We start from the raw sequence: 15,252 nt of genomic DNA, 5'->3' as shown, positions 1-15,252 counted from the left end.
TCGTGCTAGGCAAAAATGATGAAAATATTTGCAATAGTAAGTTTAGTTTTAATGCTGGGATTAACGGCATGCCAAAAAAGAGATACAGATACGAAAGAGCAGGATAAAACTACAACGCCACATTCCATGGATAAAGATCAGTAAGAAAAAGCTCGCCAAATGGTGGGCTTTTTCAAGAGTTAAAATGGTATAGTAGCGCTGTCATTTAAGTACTTTTTTCTATGTCTGAAACCTATAAATACATTTACACCCAAATTAGTACATTTGGATCATTACCTACACATAAAGTTCTTATAAGTAGTGTAGGAAGGAAGACAAAATTAGTTTTCGCTGATAATACTTTTGTTTATAGTACTGTTTCTGATTGGGCTTTAAGTCATTCGGGTCTTGATTCTAGGAAATCAATATGGTCTGAAGAGCCTAGGTCATTTTTAGACAGTGAAAAAACAAGATTAAGCATCTATAGAGCTTTACATCCTGCTTTTATCACTGAAGCAAGCATTGGTTAAACACTAGTATTTTGTATGCTGCTTATGTAATAACGGCTTATATTACAAATAAAGTTTGCTTTGTGCACGCTTAGGGCGTATAAAGCTAACTCGTTGATGCGGGATGGAGCAGTCTGGTAGCTCGTCGGGCTCATAACCCGAAGGTCGTTGGTTCAAATCCAGCTCCCGCTACCAACGAAAAAGATTCAAAGTTTATAGCCTAGTCTTCACAGATTAGGCTTTTTTTATGGCTAGTTAATTTTATACATAGCGGTTTCTAAGAACGTGCTTTTATACAAGTTACTGGAATGGTGTGTAAGCAGTGAAAGCACAGTATTTCTAGAAAACATCAGAGTTGTAAGTGACGTAAAACAGGTTTAAGTCTTATTCTGATTCTAAAGGCATAATGGGTTTTCCAAATAAACCAATATTTTTATCCCCCCATTGTTTTAATGCAACCAAAATAGGTGCTAAAGAAGTACCGAGTGTAGATAATCGATATTCTACTTTAGGTGGAACAACGGCATAAACCTTTCGTAGAATCAGTTGATCCTCTTCAAGTTCACGTAATTGTCTAGTGAGCATTTTTTGAGTGACATTTGGAATTTTCTTTCTCAGTTCATTAAACCTTAAAACGTCGTCTTCTAATAAATGCCACAAGATAATACTCTTCCATTTACCATCAAGTAAGCCTATGTCAGCTTCAACAGAACATCCTGGTGTGCAATCAAAACGTGAATGTTTTAGCTTACCCATTTCAATAGTATCCTTTTGGTAACTATAAGACGAATTTGTCTGTATAACTTAAAAAAGAATATTAAGTAAACTCAAATAACAAAACAAGAGGACAAGTGAATGAAGGCTATTTCTTATATTGACGGTATGGATCATGGATTTCAAAATCCACTGGTAGATATTGAAAAAACAATGCCGACCTTAAAAGATCGGGATTTGTTGGTTAAAGTCAAAGCGATCTCGGTTAACCCTGTCGATACTAAGGTTAGACGAAACCCAGTAGCAGTAGGCAACACACGTATCTTAGGATGGGATGCAGTGGGTGAGGTTGTTGAAGTCGGTTCTGGCGTGCAACATTTTAAAGTCGGAGATCAGGTCTGGTATGCAGGTGATTTAACTCGGGATGGGAGTAATGCGGAATATCAAGCAGTAGATGAGCGTATTGTTAGCTTAAAACCTCAAAGCCTGAGTGATGCTGAAGCTGCTGCGCTGCCATTAACCGCTATTACAGCGTGGGAAATGTTATTTGATCGTTTCAATGTTGATTTAGACAAATTTGATAATATTTTAGTGATTGGAGGCGCTGGCGGTGTAGGGTCTATTGCGATTCAATTACTCAAAGCGAAGACAAATTTAAGAGTTATTGCTACAGCATCTAGGGAAGAGACTAAAGCATGGGTTAAGTCTTTAGGGGCTGACTATGTCATCGATCATACCGAAGATTTAAACACGCAAATCAAAGCATTGGGTTTAGACGCACCTCGATATATTTTTTCAACCAATCAAACAGAAACGTATCTTCCTCAAATCTCTAAGCTAATTGCTCCACAAGGAAAGTTTGGCTTAATTGATGATCCGAAATCACTGGATATCGTTGAGTTTAAGTCTAAGTCAGTTTCTGTACATTGGGAGTTCATGTTTACACGTTCAATGTTCAATACTACAGATATTGAACAACAATCTCAGCTATTACATCAGGTTGCAGAACTGGTAGATAACCACAGAATTAAAACCACGCTGAATCAGACTTTAGGCAAAATTAATGCGAAAAATTTAAAACTTGCTCATGAACTGATTGAAACTGGCCGAGCGAAAGGAAAAATCGTTTTGGAAGGCTTTTAACTATAGTTTTAAGCTCAACTTAAATAAGTGGGTTAATTTTTAAGTTAAACACTTGAAACTATACAATTAGGATCAATATTCTCAGCAAGGCCATTCTAGGGTTCAGCGCACTAGGATGGTTGTCCTTTTTTCGAAATTCGTTTCACTCATGTACATATAATAAAGAGCTTTTGGAGTAATTTTTTCAATTCATTAAGTATTATGTTGTAAAGAATAAAACACACAACTTTGATTTAATATATTATTCTCAGCATAAGTCTAGATAGAGCGCCGTGTAGCGCTTTATTCTTATTTAAGTTAAATCAAAACATTGCTTTGCGAGTATTAAAAATCTTAGGCACAGAAGATTTCGTATAATTGTGATTATTTGAACACCCAAGAGCTATTTCACTGTTCCTGCTTTTTGCATTTCTTGGTAAAGCTGATCAAGATAATGTTGTTGTTGGACGTTATCTTTAAAGTATCGTTGATAATTCACACTACAACTATCGATATCGGCGATATTATTGAGATTGAATGTCCAATCATCCGTATTTTTAACACGAATGCCTAAGTCATCACTACATTTCTGCCAAAGTTGAGAAAAACGTGTCTGTTTATTGCTTGGGAGTTGGTTGAAACGTGCATAAACGCTGAAGCCTTTCATTTCTGAGTTAAAATATTTGTGAATAAAACCAATGGGTACACCAGCCCAATTCATTGATTGATCTTCTGGGAAGGAAATCCTGATGAGTTTTTTTTCATTCAGTAATGAATCTTGTTGGCCTGATTTAAAATGTTGTTCTTCATATTCTAGTTTTGTGCCTATAGGTACATTGATCTTTTTCACGATCATTGGTTGTGTCGTGGTGTAATAAGGATAATCAGGCCTACCATTGCCGCCTGTAGGGTTCATATTGCCAACACATGCTCCCAAATTTGAGAGTAGGGCGATGCAAAAGATTAATCTAACTTTATTATTCATTATTGATCCTAAAAAAATTTTATTTAAAGGCTATTTTATTTATCCAGAATGAACCCATAGTACACCCTATGCGAGACGTTTGAAATTTCATCTCTAGCCTCAATGTTTTGGCTCAAGCTATTCTAAAGCTCAACATACGACTAAGGCTTTTTAGATGCTACAACTACTATTTTTAAGGACGATTCAATTCATTGCAGGGAACACTTAATATAATTAAAATTTATGACAGCTATAAATAACTTGAATATTTATTTTTTTCATGTATACTTGGCCTAACTAGAAAAAAGTAATGTTTAGTAAATCTTCTTTAAGTATCGCAGTTTTAGTCATAATCCTCCGTTGTTTCAGATCTTAAGCTCCACTTTTATTATTTTCAAAGTTACATCTAGTCATTTATTTTTGACTAAAATTATTAAAATTCAGCAGGATATATTATGTCTACTACAGTTACCGGTACAGTTAAATGGTTTAATGAAACTAAAGGCTTTGGTTTCATTCAACAAGAATCTGGTCCAGATGTTTTTGCTCACTTTCGCGAAATCGCTAGTTCAGGTTTTAAAACATTGCATGAAGGCCAACAAGTGTCATTCAGCATAGAGCAAGGTCAAAAAGGCCCAAATGCTGTAAATATTGTTGCTTTATAAGAAGCATTAAATATAAAAAAGCACTGAACAGTGCTTTTTTAATGACTAAAAATTATTAATTAAATAATTATTCCTTGTTGGAATATATGAAAAAAACTGGTGAAATTTGAAAAAACTTAATACATTAATTGCTAAATCTTCAAATGGTACTGAAATTATAGTCTCGTTAATTCCTCTAAATAAAATGCAAAATACCCGTGATGGCTTGAAATCTATTGAAGTGGGTAAGCGTGTGCTGCTTCAGTCTGGAATCGAAGTGGACTTAAATTTAGATGGTAGAACATTCTATACCGCTTTAAATCAATTATTTAAATTTAACTATAAAGTTGCCTAACTAAATATTTGATTATATTGTTTTTTAAATGAATTAATATTATAGGTATAGAAAAAATGTTAAAGAAAAATGTTACTGTCAAAGATCAATTCGGTACTGAATACTCTATTCAGGCAACTGTAGATAAAAACTCTTGCAGCACAATGTTGCATTCAAATTTAAGATATATCACTGTTGATGGCGAAGATATTCGTCCTGGTTTTGAAATGTTCTTCCAAAGTCTCAATAGCGGTAAAATTTTCAAGTTGATCTGAATGTTATTAGTTTTAATTTGGTCGTGATGACTAATACTACATTATCTTAATCAGCCCCAATTACTCCTCCTCAAATCTATTTGAATTATAGAACAGTTATTTTAGATAATTTGAAGAGGGCTATGTCAGGCAGAACACTTTTGTTAATAAGTGGTTTAATGACATAGCTAAAAAGTATTCCTAGCAAAAAATCTTTTGTGAATGGATAAATTGAATGATTTTTGTACTACAAATGGATTTTAGCTTAAGGTACTGAGTGTGGAAATATACAGTTACGTCCATTTGCTTTAGCAAGATATAATTGCTCGTCTGCTCTTCGTAGAACAGTTGTTTTAAGCTCTTTCCTTTTCCAAGTCACTACTCCAAAGGACATAGTCACTTCTTCAATCCTCGGAAACTTACAAGATTCAATGACTGTGCGTAGTCGATCAGCCATTTTCAAAGCTGAATCTAGTTTGATACTTGGTAATACGATTAATATTTCGTCTCCTCCCCAACGAATGAGAGTGTCCTTGCTACGCAAATTTTTGGAGAGCTCATGCATGACTTGTTGTAAGACCTTATCTCCTAATGCATGACCATGAGTATCATTAATGGTTTTAAAGTAATCGATATCAGCCAATAACACGCAGCAAGAGTTATCTTCATTGCACATGTCTTTTTGAATGGTATCTAGAAGATGTTCACCATAGCGACGATTAAAAATACTCGTCAAACTGTCGTAATTGGCCCACTCTTCAAGTTGACTCTTGATCTCGATATGATGATTAATATTTCTACCGATACTCACATTGTGTGTAATTGTGCCATTACGGTCTTTTAGAGGGGATGAAACGAGCTCTAAGAAATGCTTTTCATATACATGGTCTTTATTTTCAATATCCTGATTTTTTATTCTTTGTAGTTCTATCAGCTTTTGATCATGTGGATATAATTTTGTGATAGGTTCATCTTTTAAATCTGCTAGGGTGTAGCCCGAGAGTTCCTCTGCGGCATGATTCATAAATTTAATTTTAGCTTGATCATCCGTGATCACTATCGTATCGGGTGTTGTATTGATTGCTGCAACCAGCATCGCTTGATATTTAAGACTTTCGTTTTTTTCCGTGATATCTCGTTGAACGGATACAAAATGGGTGATTTCACCTGTTTCAGTTTTAATCGGGGAGATGTTCCACTCTACATCGTACGGTGTTTTATCTTTGCGATAATTAATCGTATGGTTATGGAAAAATAGTCCTTGAGATATGCAGTCTTTTAATTCCTGAATCACGGTTAGATCTGTCTCAGGCCCTTGTAAGATACGGGGCGATTGTCCAATTAACTCTTCTTCGCTATAACCTGTCATTTCACAAAATGCTGGATTGCAGAAAAGGATGTGTGGGCCATTATTCTCAAAGCATGCATTTGTAATGACGATCGCATTAAATGATTGCTGAATTGCCAAAGCCATTAAACTATTTAATTCAGTCGCTGTTAATTTTTTGTGTTCAGAATATTGAGGCATATTGGAGTGAATCACTATGTTTCTTTATTGTTGTACCTATTCTTATTAATATCATAAATTAGAATTTAAATTAATGAATAATGCTGATTTATAGTTTATACAATATAATCAACAACCTATAAAATGATTGATATGGTTGCCTATGTCATGTGCATGGAAGATGCAATTTATGGAACAATCTAAAAGATATTAGGGCTATTGCTACGGATATAATAATAAATTAAAGATAGCAGAATATTGTGATCAGAAAAGTTGATGTAGCACAAATGTTCAACCAGAAGTTTTACAAAGGATGTAAGGAATACTTGAAGGGATGAAGGATGTTGTACTTAAAAGTACTTTAATCTACAAGATGTTGGAAATAGTGGATAGGCAGGTAATTGATTTTTAAGGTTTAAGTAAAGCCTAGCTTGAATGAAAAGCTGAGCATTCTATTTTTTTTTACATTTTTCGCTTAAGCTTTTTTTAACAGCTCCGTTTTATAAAAATATTTAAAACTTAGGAAAAGCGATGAAGAATAACTATCCAAAACCTATAATAATCATGCATTGGATTACCCTTGCTTTAGTTGCAATGGTGTATCTGACTGCAGGTGATCCCACAATAACAGACTGGAAAGGCCAGATTCATGTTGCAGGTGGGATTTTAATATTTATTTTATTTTTTTTGAGATTGAGTTTTGTTTTTCTGTATAGAAAAAGTATTCCTAAAACTGAAATAATTAATTCTTATCAAATAGTGTTATTTAAAACGGTCAGATTTTTCCTTTACTTAAGCCTATGTATTGTTCCAATTGCGGGCTGGATGACATTATCGAGTTTTACTGATAATTTCCAAGTTTTATCGTTAAATTTACCGCTTTTGAGCACTGTTTGGGGGAGTGACTATATTGCAGATGCGCATCAATTTTTAGGGAATCTCTTTATTGCACTCGTGGGTTTACATGCCTGTGCGGCATTGATTCACCACTTCATTTTCAAAGATAATGTCCTAAAAAGTATGCTTTTTAAAAAATGATGTGATTTAGAGGCTATCATATGGTTGCCTTTTAGATTCGTCTGGCATTTTTATATTATGAGTATTTCGTAGTCACAGAACACATGATAAAAGATGAGCTGAAAGTGTAGATGCAGTATACTGTGCCGGTCGAAAAAGTGATGAATTCATATGTATATTGGTCCGTATCAACTGTCAAATAATTTGATTGTGGCTCCGATGGCAGGCGTAACTGACCGTCCATTTAGGTCTCTGTGCAAATACTTTGGTGCAGGGCATGCTGTCAGTGAAATGATGACATCAGACCAAACGTTACGGATGAGTAAAAAAAGCCTATATCGTGCTAATTTTGATGGTGAATTGGCGCCTATTTCAGCGCAAATTGCAGGATCAGATCCCAAAGAGTTAGCGGAAGCTGCACGATATCAGGTCTCAAATGGTGCTCAAATTGTGGACATTAATATGGGGTGTCCTGCCAAGAAAGTCTGTAATAAGCTGGCGGGTTCTGCACTTTTAAAAGATGAAGACTTGGTGGCTCGAATTTTGGATGAAGTTGTGGCTGCAGTTGATGTACCTGTCACACTTAAAACACGGTTGGGTTTCTTAAATGGTCATGAAAATATCTTGCGTGTAGCGAAACGAGCGGAAGAGGCGGGTATTGCTGCGTTAGCATTGCATGGGCGGACCCGTGAAGACATGTATTTGAATACGGCTCGTTATGATTTAATTAAAGAAGTAAAACAGCTGATTCGTATACCAGTGGTTGCCAATGGGGATATTGATAGTCCAGAAAAAGCGAAATATGTACTCGATTATACCGGTGCAGATGCAATTATGATTGGTCGCGCTGCGCAAGGGCGTCCATGGATATTTCGTGAAATCGCACATTATTTGGAAACAGGTGAACATTTGGCTGCACCAAGCATTCAAGAAGTAAAAGAAGTTCTACTTGGACATCTTGCCGAACTGTATGCATTTTATGGGGAATATTCGGGCTGCCGAATTGCACGTAAACATATTGCTTGGTACACCAAAGGTTTACGTTCAAGTAATGAGTTTCGTCAGAACATGTACAAAGTGGAAAGTACTACTGAACAATTTAAAGTGGTCGCAGACTACTTTGACCAATTACTCATTCATGGTGAAACCATGAATGACGTACAGGTTGAACAGGTCAATTTATTGGAAACTAAATAAATAAAGCTCGATTTATGGAGCTTTAAGTGAATAATATGACTTAATAGCTGACTTGTTGCATTTCAACCAACAGTTGGTTAATTAAGTCAGGGGCTTCCATGGCACGAATTTGCGAAACATTCGTGCCTGCCCAAAATGCACCAAAGCCTTGATCGCCTTGTTTGGTCGCTGCGGCATGTAATTGTTTTCCAAGATCATAACAGTACGGATAAGCAGCAACAGCAGGGCGGTTCGGTAAATCTATTTGAGTATGCCAGTGACCCAGTAAACCGCGAGCAGGGCGACCTGAAATACTGGCACTTATTTGTGTGATGTGCTCATGGAAAAGTGCATGACGGTAGGCCTCATTGGCATTCGATGTTTTGCATTGTACGAAAGCTGTCCCCAACTGTACCGCACTCGCACCGAGGCTTAACATCTGCTGAGCCTGTGTACCATTCATAATGCCACCTGCAGCAATAATCGGGCACCGACAGTGCTGCGTCAGAAGTTGTACGAGGTCGATCGTACGTAATGCGCTATCAAAATGTTCATTAAAAATCCCGCGGTGTCCACCTCCTTCTATGCCTTGAGCAATAATAAAATCAATCCCTGCTGCTTCAATGGCTCGTGCTTCCGCTAAGTTGGTTGCAGAAACCATGGTTAAAATGCCAGCGTCTTTTAGCGCCTGTATTTGGTGCGGATGCGGAATACCGAAGTGAAAACTGACGGCTTTAGGGCGAGTTTCAAGTACGACATTTAAAAAGTCATCATTGTCCAAAAAGCTAGGATAAATACAGTGCAGTTGAGTAGGTGGTTCTGCATCGTATTGTTCAAAATGAGGTCTTAAAAAATCAATCCATGTTTGTGCGATAGTTGGATCAAGTTCGATACTTTGATGACAGAAAAAATTAACTTGAAAAGGTTGTTCGGTCAGTGCTTGGGTTTTTAAAATTTGGCTACGTGCGGTTTCTGCGGTGTTTGCACCTAATCCAAGTGAGCCTAGCCCGCCTTGATTTGAAACCTCTGCCGCAAGCTCTGGTGTAGAAACACCAGCCATCGGTGCAAGGAAGATAGGATGTTTAATTTCAAGACGTTCTAATAATAAAGACATGTACTTGCTCCTTTTACATATAGACACTTTGCCCAAGCACTGCAAATTTGGCAAATAATATTCAGTATTTTCTCGAAAAATATCTAAATCAATCACGTTTATTTTTCGGTTTTTAGCGACAAGTCATGTCGTTGGGTATGTGTATTGGCAATGCTTTTAGTCTGAAATTTTTTATACTTTTATTTTAGATTTTACCGAGGATCGTCATGACCGATCGTATCCGCGAAAAGCTACAGATTCTAGCTGATGCAGCTAAATATGACGTGTCCTGTTCGTCCAGTGGTAGCAATCGTAAAAACAAAAACCAAGGTTTGGGAAATACAGGAAACGGTATTTGTCATAGTTATACAGAAGATGGTCGCTGTGTTTCATTGCTTAAAATTCTATTTTCAAATGTCTGTATTTTTGATTGTTCCTACTGTGTTTCTAGACGCTCTAACGATGTCAAGCGAGCCGCTTTTACTGTACAAGAAGTGGTGGATTTAACCATCAACTTTTACCGCCGCAATTATATTGAAGGGTTATTTCTCAGTTCAGGTATTTTTAAATCAGCTGATTTCACTATGGAGCGAATGCTGCAAGTGGTGAAAAAGTTACGTCTTGAAGAAAACTTTAATGGTTATATTCACCTAAAAACGATACCTGGTGCTTCCCAAGAGATTATTACCGAGGCGGGCTTATATGTAGACCGCATGAGTATTAACTTGGAAATGCCGACAGAAGTTGGTTTAAAACAGTTTGCACCAGAAAAATCGCATGCAGAAGTACAAAAGGATTTAGGTATTGTACGCGATCGCTTAATTCAGTTGACGGATGAGCGGCGTGTGATTCAACATGTGCCGAAGTTTGTACCCGCTGGACAAACCACTCAGATGGTGGTGGGCGCACATCAAGAAACAGACAAAGATATTATTTTAATGGCAGATCATCATTACAAAGTGTATCAGCTCAAACGGGTGTATTTTTCAGGCTATATCCCAATCAATGAACAGGAAAAAATGCTTCCTGTCGTGGGTTCTGCACCGCCATTATTAAGAGAAAATCGGCTGTATCAGTCGGATTGGCTCATGCGTTTCTATGGTTTTGATGCGCAGGAAATTGTGAATGATCAGCATCCGAATTTAGATTTGGACATCGACCCGAAGCTAAGTTGGGCATTACGTAACCCTGAGCATTTTCCTGTTGATATTCAACATGCAGACTATCGTATGATTTTACGTGTTCCGGGTATAGGTGTTCAATCGGCTAAAAAAATTGTGCAAGCTCGTCGTTTTGGGCAAATTCATATCGATCAACTAAAGCGTATGGGCATTGCTTACAATCGGGCACAGCATTTTATTCGCTGTGCAGATACGCCAAAGTTTAAAAAAGAACAACAAGCGAACCAGATTCGGCAGCATATTTTGCAATCGGGGCAATCCAAATATCAAAAACAGCTTTCGCCTCAACTGGGCTTCGGTTTTTAGTATGTCGATATATCGTTTTGATCGAACCATGACTGGACTACTGAGTTGTGTATATAGAAGCTTTCAGTTTAAAGATTTTGACGTCAAGCTTGCATCTAACAATTCCCAAGCCAGCTTGTTTGATGAGTGTATTGAGGTTGCTTCAAATGACGAACACGCAGAGCGAGTTTGGCGAGGGTTAAAGCAAAAAATTACGGCTGAAAGTCTACGATCTTTTTATTATTGCTTTCTGTCTGAGCAGGAACAGGCACATCAACATCTTTTTAATTTCTGTATCTATGTATTTAAAAATACACATGCGGTAGATCGTAACTATGCGCATACGGATGTATTGGCTGTTTCGCACTGGGCCAAACAAGTGGGCAGGGAAAAGCATCGTATGGAAGCTTTTGTTCGCTTTAAAAAATGTAAGGATGGATTGTTTTTAAGTCTGGTACAGCCAGATTTTAATGTTTTACCGTTGATAGAACGGCATTTTAGAAACCGATATGAAGATCAAAGATGGTTGATTTATGATGAGAAAAGAAATTTTGGGATTTATTTTGATTTGACAGCCGTCCATCAGGTGAAGATGGATGTGGATCAAATTGATCATGCACACAAAGTCGGACACAGTCAGTCCTTTAATGTTGAATTAGATGATGATGAGCTGTTGTATGACCAGTTATGGAAAGATTATTTTAAAAGTATCAACATCAAGGCAAGAACAAATATCAAACTACATGTGCAATATGTTCCTAAACGCTACTGGCGTTATATGAATGAAAAAACAATCTAGCGAGATGCAAGTATGGCGTTGACTCATCATTTCTATGATGTTTTAGGCCGCTATGGGAAGGAGAACAGACGTTAAACAATTCATATTAATTAAAAAAATAAGCTGTTGCACCTGTAGACTTGAAGCACAACCATCAGTAATAGTGCATTTGAGTAGTGGCTCAGAGAAAAATGTGCAAGCTTAAAGTTGATGATAAATGATGCTGTAAATAGTAAAAAGCCCATTCAATCCATGGGCTTTTTACATTTTTAATAGGTAGATTGTTAACGCTTATCGTGTTGTTGACGTTAAACATGCACATTAAATAGGGAGCCAATCCAACTGGCAAACAGCATCGCGAAAATCCCCCATAGCGTCACACGAAATGCACCTTTCCACATAGATGTCCCAGAAAAGTAACTTGATAAAGCGCCTAAACCGAACAACGATAGTACCCCTGTAAGAGCAACTGACTGAGTTAGATAACCTTGAGGGCTTAAGAGAATGGCCAGCATAGGAAACAGAGCACCTAGTGAAAAGGCGAGGGCAGAAGAACCCGCGGCTTCAAGTGGCTTGGCACTGGTATTTTCATGGATGCCTATTTCATCACGGGCATGTGCAGACAGTGCATCATGTGCGCTGAGTTGCACCGCGACTTCATGTGCTAGCTCGGGTTCTAGTCCACGTTGTATATAAATTTGAGTCAGTTCTTTAAGTTCTAAGTGCGGGTTTTTATCTAATTCCCTAGCTTCATGTTTTAAATCGGCTTCTTCAATATCCGATTGAGACTTCACCGAAATATACTCGCCCGCAGCCATAGAGCTTGCACCTGAAATGAGCCCTGCAATACATGTGATGAGTAAGGTATGGCTGGTTGCGCCACTGGCCGCCATCCCCATAATCAAACTGGTCACTGAAATGATGCCGTCATTGGCACCCAAAACCGCTGCACGTAGCCAACCAGTACGATGAATTAAATGAGGTTCAACATGGTGAGAATAGGACATGACGATAGATCATCCTCAAATTTTAAAGTTATGATTTATTTAATAATGCACGTTTCATCTACTATAGCACAGCCCATAAAAAAGCCTCCGAGTGGGAGGCTTTTTTGAGTTTAGAAATATTATTGCGCTTTTTCTTTCACATCAGCAGCACCTTGTTCTACGGCGCCAGCAACATGAGCTGTTGCTTCTTTAGAGGCATTTTTAACATCTTCAGCAGCAGCTTCAGTTTTCGCAGCAGCTTCGTCAGCGGCAGCACCAATTTTTGCAGATGCTTCATCTGCAGCTTTTTGAGTGTCAGATACAGCTTCACTTGCAGCTTGGTTAATGTCATGACCTGCTTGTTCAGCAGCATTTTCAAGGTGTTCACCTGTCGTTGCACCTGTTTCAGGTGCTTTTTCTTTTGAACAACCCACTAAAACAACAGCAGCAGCAAGACCTAAAGCAATAAGTAATTTATTCATTTTCATATCCTTTTCGTTTTATACCCAAAAGTAGGGGTTGGGCAAAATATAATCTACTTTGAATGTAAAGCAGACTGCATTATTGTTAAAAAAATGTAATTTTTTATAAAAAACAGCGTGATAAAAAGGCTTATAAGCTGAGTTACCTATAAGCCTTTAGCAGGGAGGCGTCTGAGAGGATTACACGCCAGAACGAATAATATAATCAAAAGCAGATAGAGATGCTTTCGCGCCTTCACCTGTGGCAATGATGATTTGCTTGTATGGCACAGTCGTACAGTCACCTGCGGCAAATACACCTTTGACATTGGTTTCGTTGCGATCGTTAATCATAATCTCATTACGGTTTGAAAGCTCAACAGCAGTCTCTTTTAAGAAATCAGTGTTTGGTAATAAACCAATTTGCACAAAGATTCCTGCAAGCTCAACCGTATGTTCTACATCAGTTGCACGGTCTTTATATTTCAATGCCGTCACTTGTGAACCATCACCCACAACTTCGGTCGAGAGTGCATTCAGGATCACCGTAGTGTTAGGCAAGCTATGCAATTTGTCTTGCAACACTTGGTCGGCACGTAGTTTGGTATCAAACTCAACCAAAGTTACATGTTCAACAATCCCAGCAAGATCAATCGCAGCTTCGACACCTGAGTTCCCCCCGCCAATTACTGCTACACGTTTGCCTTTAAACAGTGGACCATCACAGTGTGGACAGTAAGCAACACCACGAGTGCGGTATTCTGCTTCGCCTGGCACATTCATTTCTCTCCAACGTGCACCTGTTGAAAGAATCACTGTTTTAGATTCAAGCTTCGCACCATTTTCTAAAGTGACTTCAACCAAGCCATTTGCTGTCTCATCCGCACCTTTGATGTTAGAAACACGTTGTAAGTTCATGATGTCCACACCGTACTCACGTACATGTGCTTCCATTTCAGCAGCAAACTTCGGCCCTTGAGTCTTTTGAATCGAGGTATAGTTTTCAATGTCCATGGTATCCATGACTTGACCACCCATACGTTCAGCCACGATCCCTGTTTTAATGCCTTTACGTGCTGCGTAGATGGCAGAGGTATTTCCTGCAGGGCCACCACCAATCACTAAAACATCAAAAGCATCTTTGGCATTGAGTTTTTCAGCTTCTTTGGCAGCGGAATTGGTATCCAGTTTGGCAATAATTTCTTCCAAGGTCATACGGCCTTGACCGATATGGTTATTGTCTTGGAACACCATCGGTACAGCCATAATTTTGCGCTCTTCGACTTCGTCTTGGAAGAATGCACCATCAATCATGGTTGCTGTCGTGCCCGGATTGTAAATGGCAATCAGGTTCAACGCTTGCACCACGTCTGGGCAGTTATGACAGCTTAAAGAGACAAATACGTCAAAGTCAGACTGGATGCCCAAAGCTTTGATTGAGGCCAAAACTTCATCAGATACTTTGGGTGCATAACCTGAGGTCTGTAACAATGCCAAGATCAAAGAGGTAAACTCATGTCCCATCGGTAAACCCGCAAAGAACACACGTGGTTGTTCACCGGCTTTTGCTACACCAAAGCTAGGTGCACGTGAGTTTTGACCATCAAAACGTGCAGTCACCAGTGGAGACAGTGCTGCAACTTCTTCAACCAATTCTTTAATTTTGTCTGATTTCTCAGAACGGTTCAAAGTCGCAACCAATTCAATCGGACCTTCTAGGCGTTCAAGAAGTGTTTTTAATTGAGCTGAAGTATTTTGATCTAACATTGTTAAGCTCTCCAAAGCAGTCTGTAAAATTATTTGATAGAAGAATCATAGAGTAAATCTAAAAATAGATAAAACAGTTTGTTTTTATTTTAATAATCGGTTTTATAGATTTAAAGATGTTTTCTTCAATCATTTCATAAAGCTATATGGGGGATTTAAATGATTCTTCAAGTGATTTGCAGTTTAAGCCGTATAAATTAGGTATGATCGAGACAGTTAAAAAATAGGGAAGCAAGCGATGCAATTACAGCGCGGTATCTATCAGCATTATAAAGGGCAACTGTATCAAGTTTTACATGTAGCGACACATAGTGAAACCGAAGAAAAACTGGTGGTTTATCAGTGTTTATATGGTGATTACTCGATTTGGGTACGTCCACTTGTCATGTTTACTGAAACGGTAATGCTAGAAGATGACCGTGAAGTTGAGCGCTTTAAGCTGATTCAAGAAGTATAAACGAAGCTAAGTAAAGTAGAGGGG

General features: G+C 38.0%; 18 protein-coding genes and 1 tRNA gene. 12 read left to right on the top strand and 7 right to left on the bottom strand.

The window, feature by feature from the left end:
* Positions 1 to 18: 18 nt before the first annotated feature.
* The 3 genes from ACFN7Z_RS09505 to ACFN7Z_RS09495 all read left to right on the top strand — a co-directional run bounded on the left by ACFN7Z_RS09505 (position 19) and on the right by ACFN7Z_RS09495 (position 683).
* The gene (locus ACFN7Z_RS09505; RefSeq protein WP_017397253.1) at positions 19 to 144 is read left to right on the top strand and encodes a hypothetical protein; all 126 of its coding nucleotides are present in this window, start codon (positions 19 to 21) and stop codon (positions 142 to 144) included.
* Positions 145 to 221: 77 nt separating this feature from the next.
* Positions 222 to 509, top strand: coding sequence for a hypothetical protein (locus ACFN7Z_RS09500; RefSeq protein WP_081241755.1), 288 nt, complete (start codon positions 222 to 224; stop codon positions 507 to 509).
* A gap of 97 nt (positions 510 to 606) precedes the next feature.
* Positions 607 to 683: transfer RNA gene (locus ACFN7Z_RS09495), tRNA-Met, on the top strand.
* A gap of 189 nt (positions 684 to 872) precedes the next feature.
* Here the strand turns inward: ACFN7Z_RS09495 and ACFN7Z_RS09490 are convergent.
* Positions 873 to 1,244: a helix-turn-helix domain-containing protein gene (locus tag ACFN7Z_RS09490; RefSeq protein ID WP_010326557.1), complete on the bottom strand. Its 372-nt coding sequence runs from the start codon at positions 1,242 to 1,244 to the stop codon at positions 873 to 875.
* 99 nt (positions 1,245 to 1,343) lie between these two features.
* On the opposite strand from ACFN7Z_RS09490, the gene ACFN7Z_RS09485 reads away from it, so the two are divergent.
* On the top strand, positions 1,344 to 2,345 hold the full coding sequence (locus tag ACFN7Z_RS09485) for a zinc-binding alcohol dehydrogenase family protein (protein WP_010326558.1): 1,002 nt from the start codon (positions 1,344 to 1,346) through the stop codon (positions 2,343 to 2,345).
* A 382-nt stretch (positions 2,346 to 2,727) separates the two neighbouring features.
* Here ACFN7Z_RS09485 and ACFN7Z_RS09480 read toward each other — a convergent pair whose 3' ends face one another.
* Complete coding sequence (locus ACFN7Z_RS09480; RefSeq protein WP_029575005.1) at positions 2,728 to 3,309, bottom strand: hypothetical protein; 582 nt, start codon at positions 3,307 to 3,309, stop codon at positions 2,728 to 2,730.
* Between the two features lie 434 nt (positions 3,310 to 3,743).
* Here ACFN7Z_RS09480 and ACFN7Z_RS09475 point away from each other — a divergent pair, with 434 nt between their 5' ends.
* The 3 genes from ACFN7Z_RS09475 (at position 3,744) to ACFN7Z_RS09465 (ending at position 4,541) form a co-directional block, all read left to right on the top strand.
* On the top strand, positions 3,744 to 3,953 hold the full coding sequence (locus ACFN7Z_RS09475) for a cold-shock protein (protein WP_004693506.1): 210 nt from the start codon (positions 3,744 to 3,746) through the stop codon (positions 3,951 to 3,953).
* Positions 3,954 to 4,059: 106 nt separating this feature from the next.
* Complete coding sequence (locus ACFN7Z_RS09470; protein WP_004980159.1) at positions 4,060 to 4,287, top strand: hypothetical protein; 228 nt, start codon at positions 4,060 to 4,062, stop codon at positions 4,285 to 4,287.
* A gap of 56 nt (positions 4,288 to 4,343) precedes the next feature.
* A complete protein-coding gene (locus tag ACFN7Z_RS09465) occupies positions 4,344 to 4,541 on the top strand; it encodes a hypothetical protein (RefSeq protein ID WP_010326560.1) in 198 nt (65 codons plus the stop codon).
* Positions 4,542 to 4,785: 244 nt separating this feature from the next.
* Here the strand turns inward: ACFN7Z_RS09465 and ACFN7Z_RS09460 are convergent, their stop codons facing one another.
* Positions 4,786 to 6,048, bottom strand: a complete 1,263-nt coding sequence (locus tag ACFN7Z_RS09460) for a sensor domain-containing diguanylate cyclase (RefSeq protein ID WP_010326561.1) — start codon at positions 6,046 to 6,048, stop codon at positions 4,786 to 4,788.
* 510 nt (positions 6,049 to 6,558) lie between these two features.
* On the opposite strand from ACFN7Z_RS09460, the gene ACFN7Z_RS09455 reads away from it, so the two are divergent.
* Together ACFN7Z_RS09455 and dusB are read left to right on the top strand one after the other, a co-directional pair.
* Positions 6,559 to 7,065, top strand: coding sequence for a cytochrome b (locus ACFN7Z_RS09455; protein ID WP_029575006.1), 507 nt, complete (start codon positions 6,559 to 6,561; stop codon positions 7,063 to 7,065).
* A 150-nt stretch (positions 7,066 to 7,215) separates the two neighbouring features.
* Positions 7,216 to 8,241: a tRNA dihydrouridine synthase DusB gene (dusB, locus tag ACFN7Z_RS09450; RefSeq protein ID WP_004980152.1), complete on the top strand. Its 1,026-nt coding sequence runs from the start codon at positions 7,216 to 7,218 to the stop codon at positions 8,239 to 8,241.
* 40 nt (positions 8,242 to 8,281) lie between these two features.
* Here the strand turns inward: dusB and ACFN7Z_RS09445 are convergent, their stop codons facing one another.
* Positions 8,282 to 9,334: a nitronate monooxygenase family protein gene (locus ACFN7Z_RS09445; RefSeq protein WP_010326563.1), complete on the bottom strand. Its 1,053-nt coding sequence runs from the start codon at positions 9,332 to 9,334 to the stop codon at positions 8,282 to 8,284.
* Between the two features lie 206 nt (positions 9,335 to 9,540).
* On the opposite strand from ACFN7Z_RS09445, the gene ACFN7Z_RS09440 reads away from it, so the two are divergent.
* Positions 9,541 to 10,800, top strand: coding sequence for a putative DNA modification/repair radical SAM protein (locus ACFN7Z_RS09440; protein WP_010326564.1), 1,260 nt, complete (start codon positions 9,541 to 9,543; stop codon positions 10,798 to 10,800).
* Between the two features lies 1 nt (position 10,801).
* Positions 10,802 to 11,578: a TIGR03915 family putative DNA repair protein gene (locus ACFN7Z_RS09435; RefSeq protein WP_029575007.1), complete on the top strand. Its 777-nt coding sequence runs from the start codon at positions 10,802 to 10,804 to the stop codon at positions 11,576 to 11,578.
* A 287-nt stretch (positions 11,579 to 11,865) separates the two neighbouring features.
* Here ACFN7Z_RS09435 and ACFN7Z_RS09430 read toward each other — a convergent pair whose 3' ends face one another.
* The 3 genes from ACFN7Z_RS09430 to ahpF form a co-directional block, all read right to left on the bottom strand.
* Positions 11,866 to 12,564 (bottom strand): VIT family protein, encoded by a 699-nt coding sequence (locus ACFN7Z_RS09430; RefSeq protein ID WP_010326566.1) that lies wholly within the window; start codon positions 12,562 to 12,564, stop codon positions 11,866 to 11,868.
* A gap of 119 nt (positions 12,565 to 12,683) precedes the next feature.
* Positions 12,684 to 13,025 (bottom strand): hypothetical protein, encoded by a 342-nt coding sequence (locus ACFN7Z_RS09425; protein WP_010326567.1) that lies wholly within the window; start codon positions 13,023 to 13,025, stop codon positions 12,684 to 12,686.
* A 180-nt stretch (positions 13,026 to 13,205) separates the two neighbouring features.
* On the bottom strand, positions 13,206 to 14,771 hold the full coding sequence (ahpF, locus tag ACFN7Z_RS09420) for an alkyl hydroperoxide reductase subunit F (RefSeq protein WP_010326568.1): 1,566 nt from the start codon (positions 14,769 to 14,771) through the stop codon (positions 13,206 to 13,208).
* A 238-nt stretch (positions 14,772 to 15,009) separates the two neighbouring features.
* Here ahpF and ACFN7Z_RS09415 point away from each other — a divergent pair, with 238 nt between their 5' ends.
* Complete coding sequence (locus ACFN7Z_RS09415) at positions 15,010 to 15,228, top strand: DUF1653 domain-containing protein (RefSeq protein WP_010326569.1); 219 nt, start codon at positions 15,010 to 15,012, stop codon at positions 15,226 to 15,228.
* Positions 15,229 to 15,252: the final 24 nt, after the last annotated feature.

The sequence above is a fragment of the Acinetobacter sp. P1332 genome (assembly GCF_044057475.1).
GTDB lineage: Bacteria > Pseudomonadota > Gammaproteobacteria > Pseudomonadales > Moraxellaceae > Acinetobacter > Acinetobacter johnsonii.
Note: the sequence above shows the minus strand (reverse complement) of the source record. Positions and strands in the feature narration are given on the sequence as shown.

Bases quoted from the DNA above. Each gene is read 5' to 3' on its own strand.
- ACFN7Z_RS09505 (WP_017397253.1), top strand. From the start codon at position 19: ATGAAAATATTTGCAATAGTAAGTTTAGTTTTAATGCTGGGATTAACG.
- ACFN7Z_RS09500 (WP_081241755.1), top strand. From the start codon at position 222: ATGTCTGAAACCTATAAATACATTTACACCCAAATTAGTACATTTGGA.
- ACFN7Z_RS09490 (WP_010326557.1), bottom strand. From the start codon at position 1,244: ATGGGTAAGCTAAAACATTCACGTTTTGATTGCACACCAGGATGTTCT.
- ACFN7Z_RS09485 (WP_010326558.1), top strand. From the start codon at position 1,344: ATGAAGGCTATTTCTTATATTGACGGTATGGATCATGGATTTCAAAAT.
- ACFN7Z_RS09480 (WP_029575005.1), bottom strand. From the start codon at position 3,309: ATGAATAATAAAGTTAGATTAATCTTTTGCATCGCCCTACTCTCAAAT.
- ACFN7Z_RS09475 (WP_004693506.1), top strand. From the start codon at position 3,744: ATGTCTACTACAGTTACCGGTACAGTTAAATGGTTTAATGAAACTAAA.
- ACFN7Z_RS09465 (WP_010326560.1), top strand. From the start codon at position 4,344: ATGTTAAAGAAAAATGTTACTGTCAAAGATCAATTCGGTACTGAATAC.
- ACFN7Z_RS09460 (WP_010326561.1), bottom strand. From the start codon at position 6,048: ATGCCTCAATATTCTGAACACAAAAAATTAACAGCGACTGAATTAAAT.
- ACFN7Z_RS09455 (WP_029575006.1), top strand. From the start codon at position 6,559: ATGAAGAATAACTATCCAAAACCTATAATAATCATGCATTGGATTACC.
- dusB (WP_004980152.1), top strand. From the start codon at position 7,216: ATGTATATTGGTCCGTATCAACTGTCAAATAATTTGATTGTGGCTCCG.
- ACFN7Z_RS09445 (WP_010326563.1), bottom strand. From the start codon at position 9,334: ATGTCTTTATTATTAGAACGTCTTGAAATTAAACATCCTATCTTCCTT.
- ACFN7Z_RS09440 (WP_010326564.1), top strand. From the start codon at position 9,541: ATGACCGATCGTATCCGCGAAAAGCTACAGATTCTAGCTGATGCAGCT.
- ACFN7Z_RS09435 (WP_029575007.1), top strand. From the start codon at position 10,802: ATGTCGATATATCGTTTTGATCGAACCATGACTGGACTACTGAGTTGT.
- ACFN7Z_RS09430 (WP_010326566.1), bottom strand. From the start codon at position 12,564: ATGTCCTATTCTCACCATGTTGAACCTCATTTAATTCATCGTACTGGT.
- ACFN7Z_RS09425 (WP_010326567.1), bottom strand. From the start codon at position 13,025: ATGAATAAATTACTTATTGCTTTAGGTCTTGCTGCTGCTGTTGTTTTA.
- ahpF (WP_010326568.1), bottom strand. From the start codon at position 14,771: ATGTTAGATCAAAATACTTCAGCTCAATTAAAAACACTTCTTGAACGC.
- ACFN7Z_RS09415 (WP_010326569.1), top strand. From the start codon at position 15,010: ATGCAATTACAGCGCGGTATCTATCAGCATTATAAAGGGCAACTGTAT.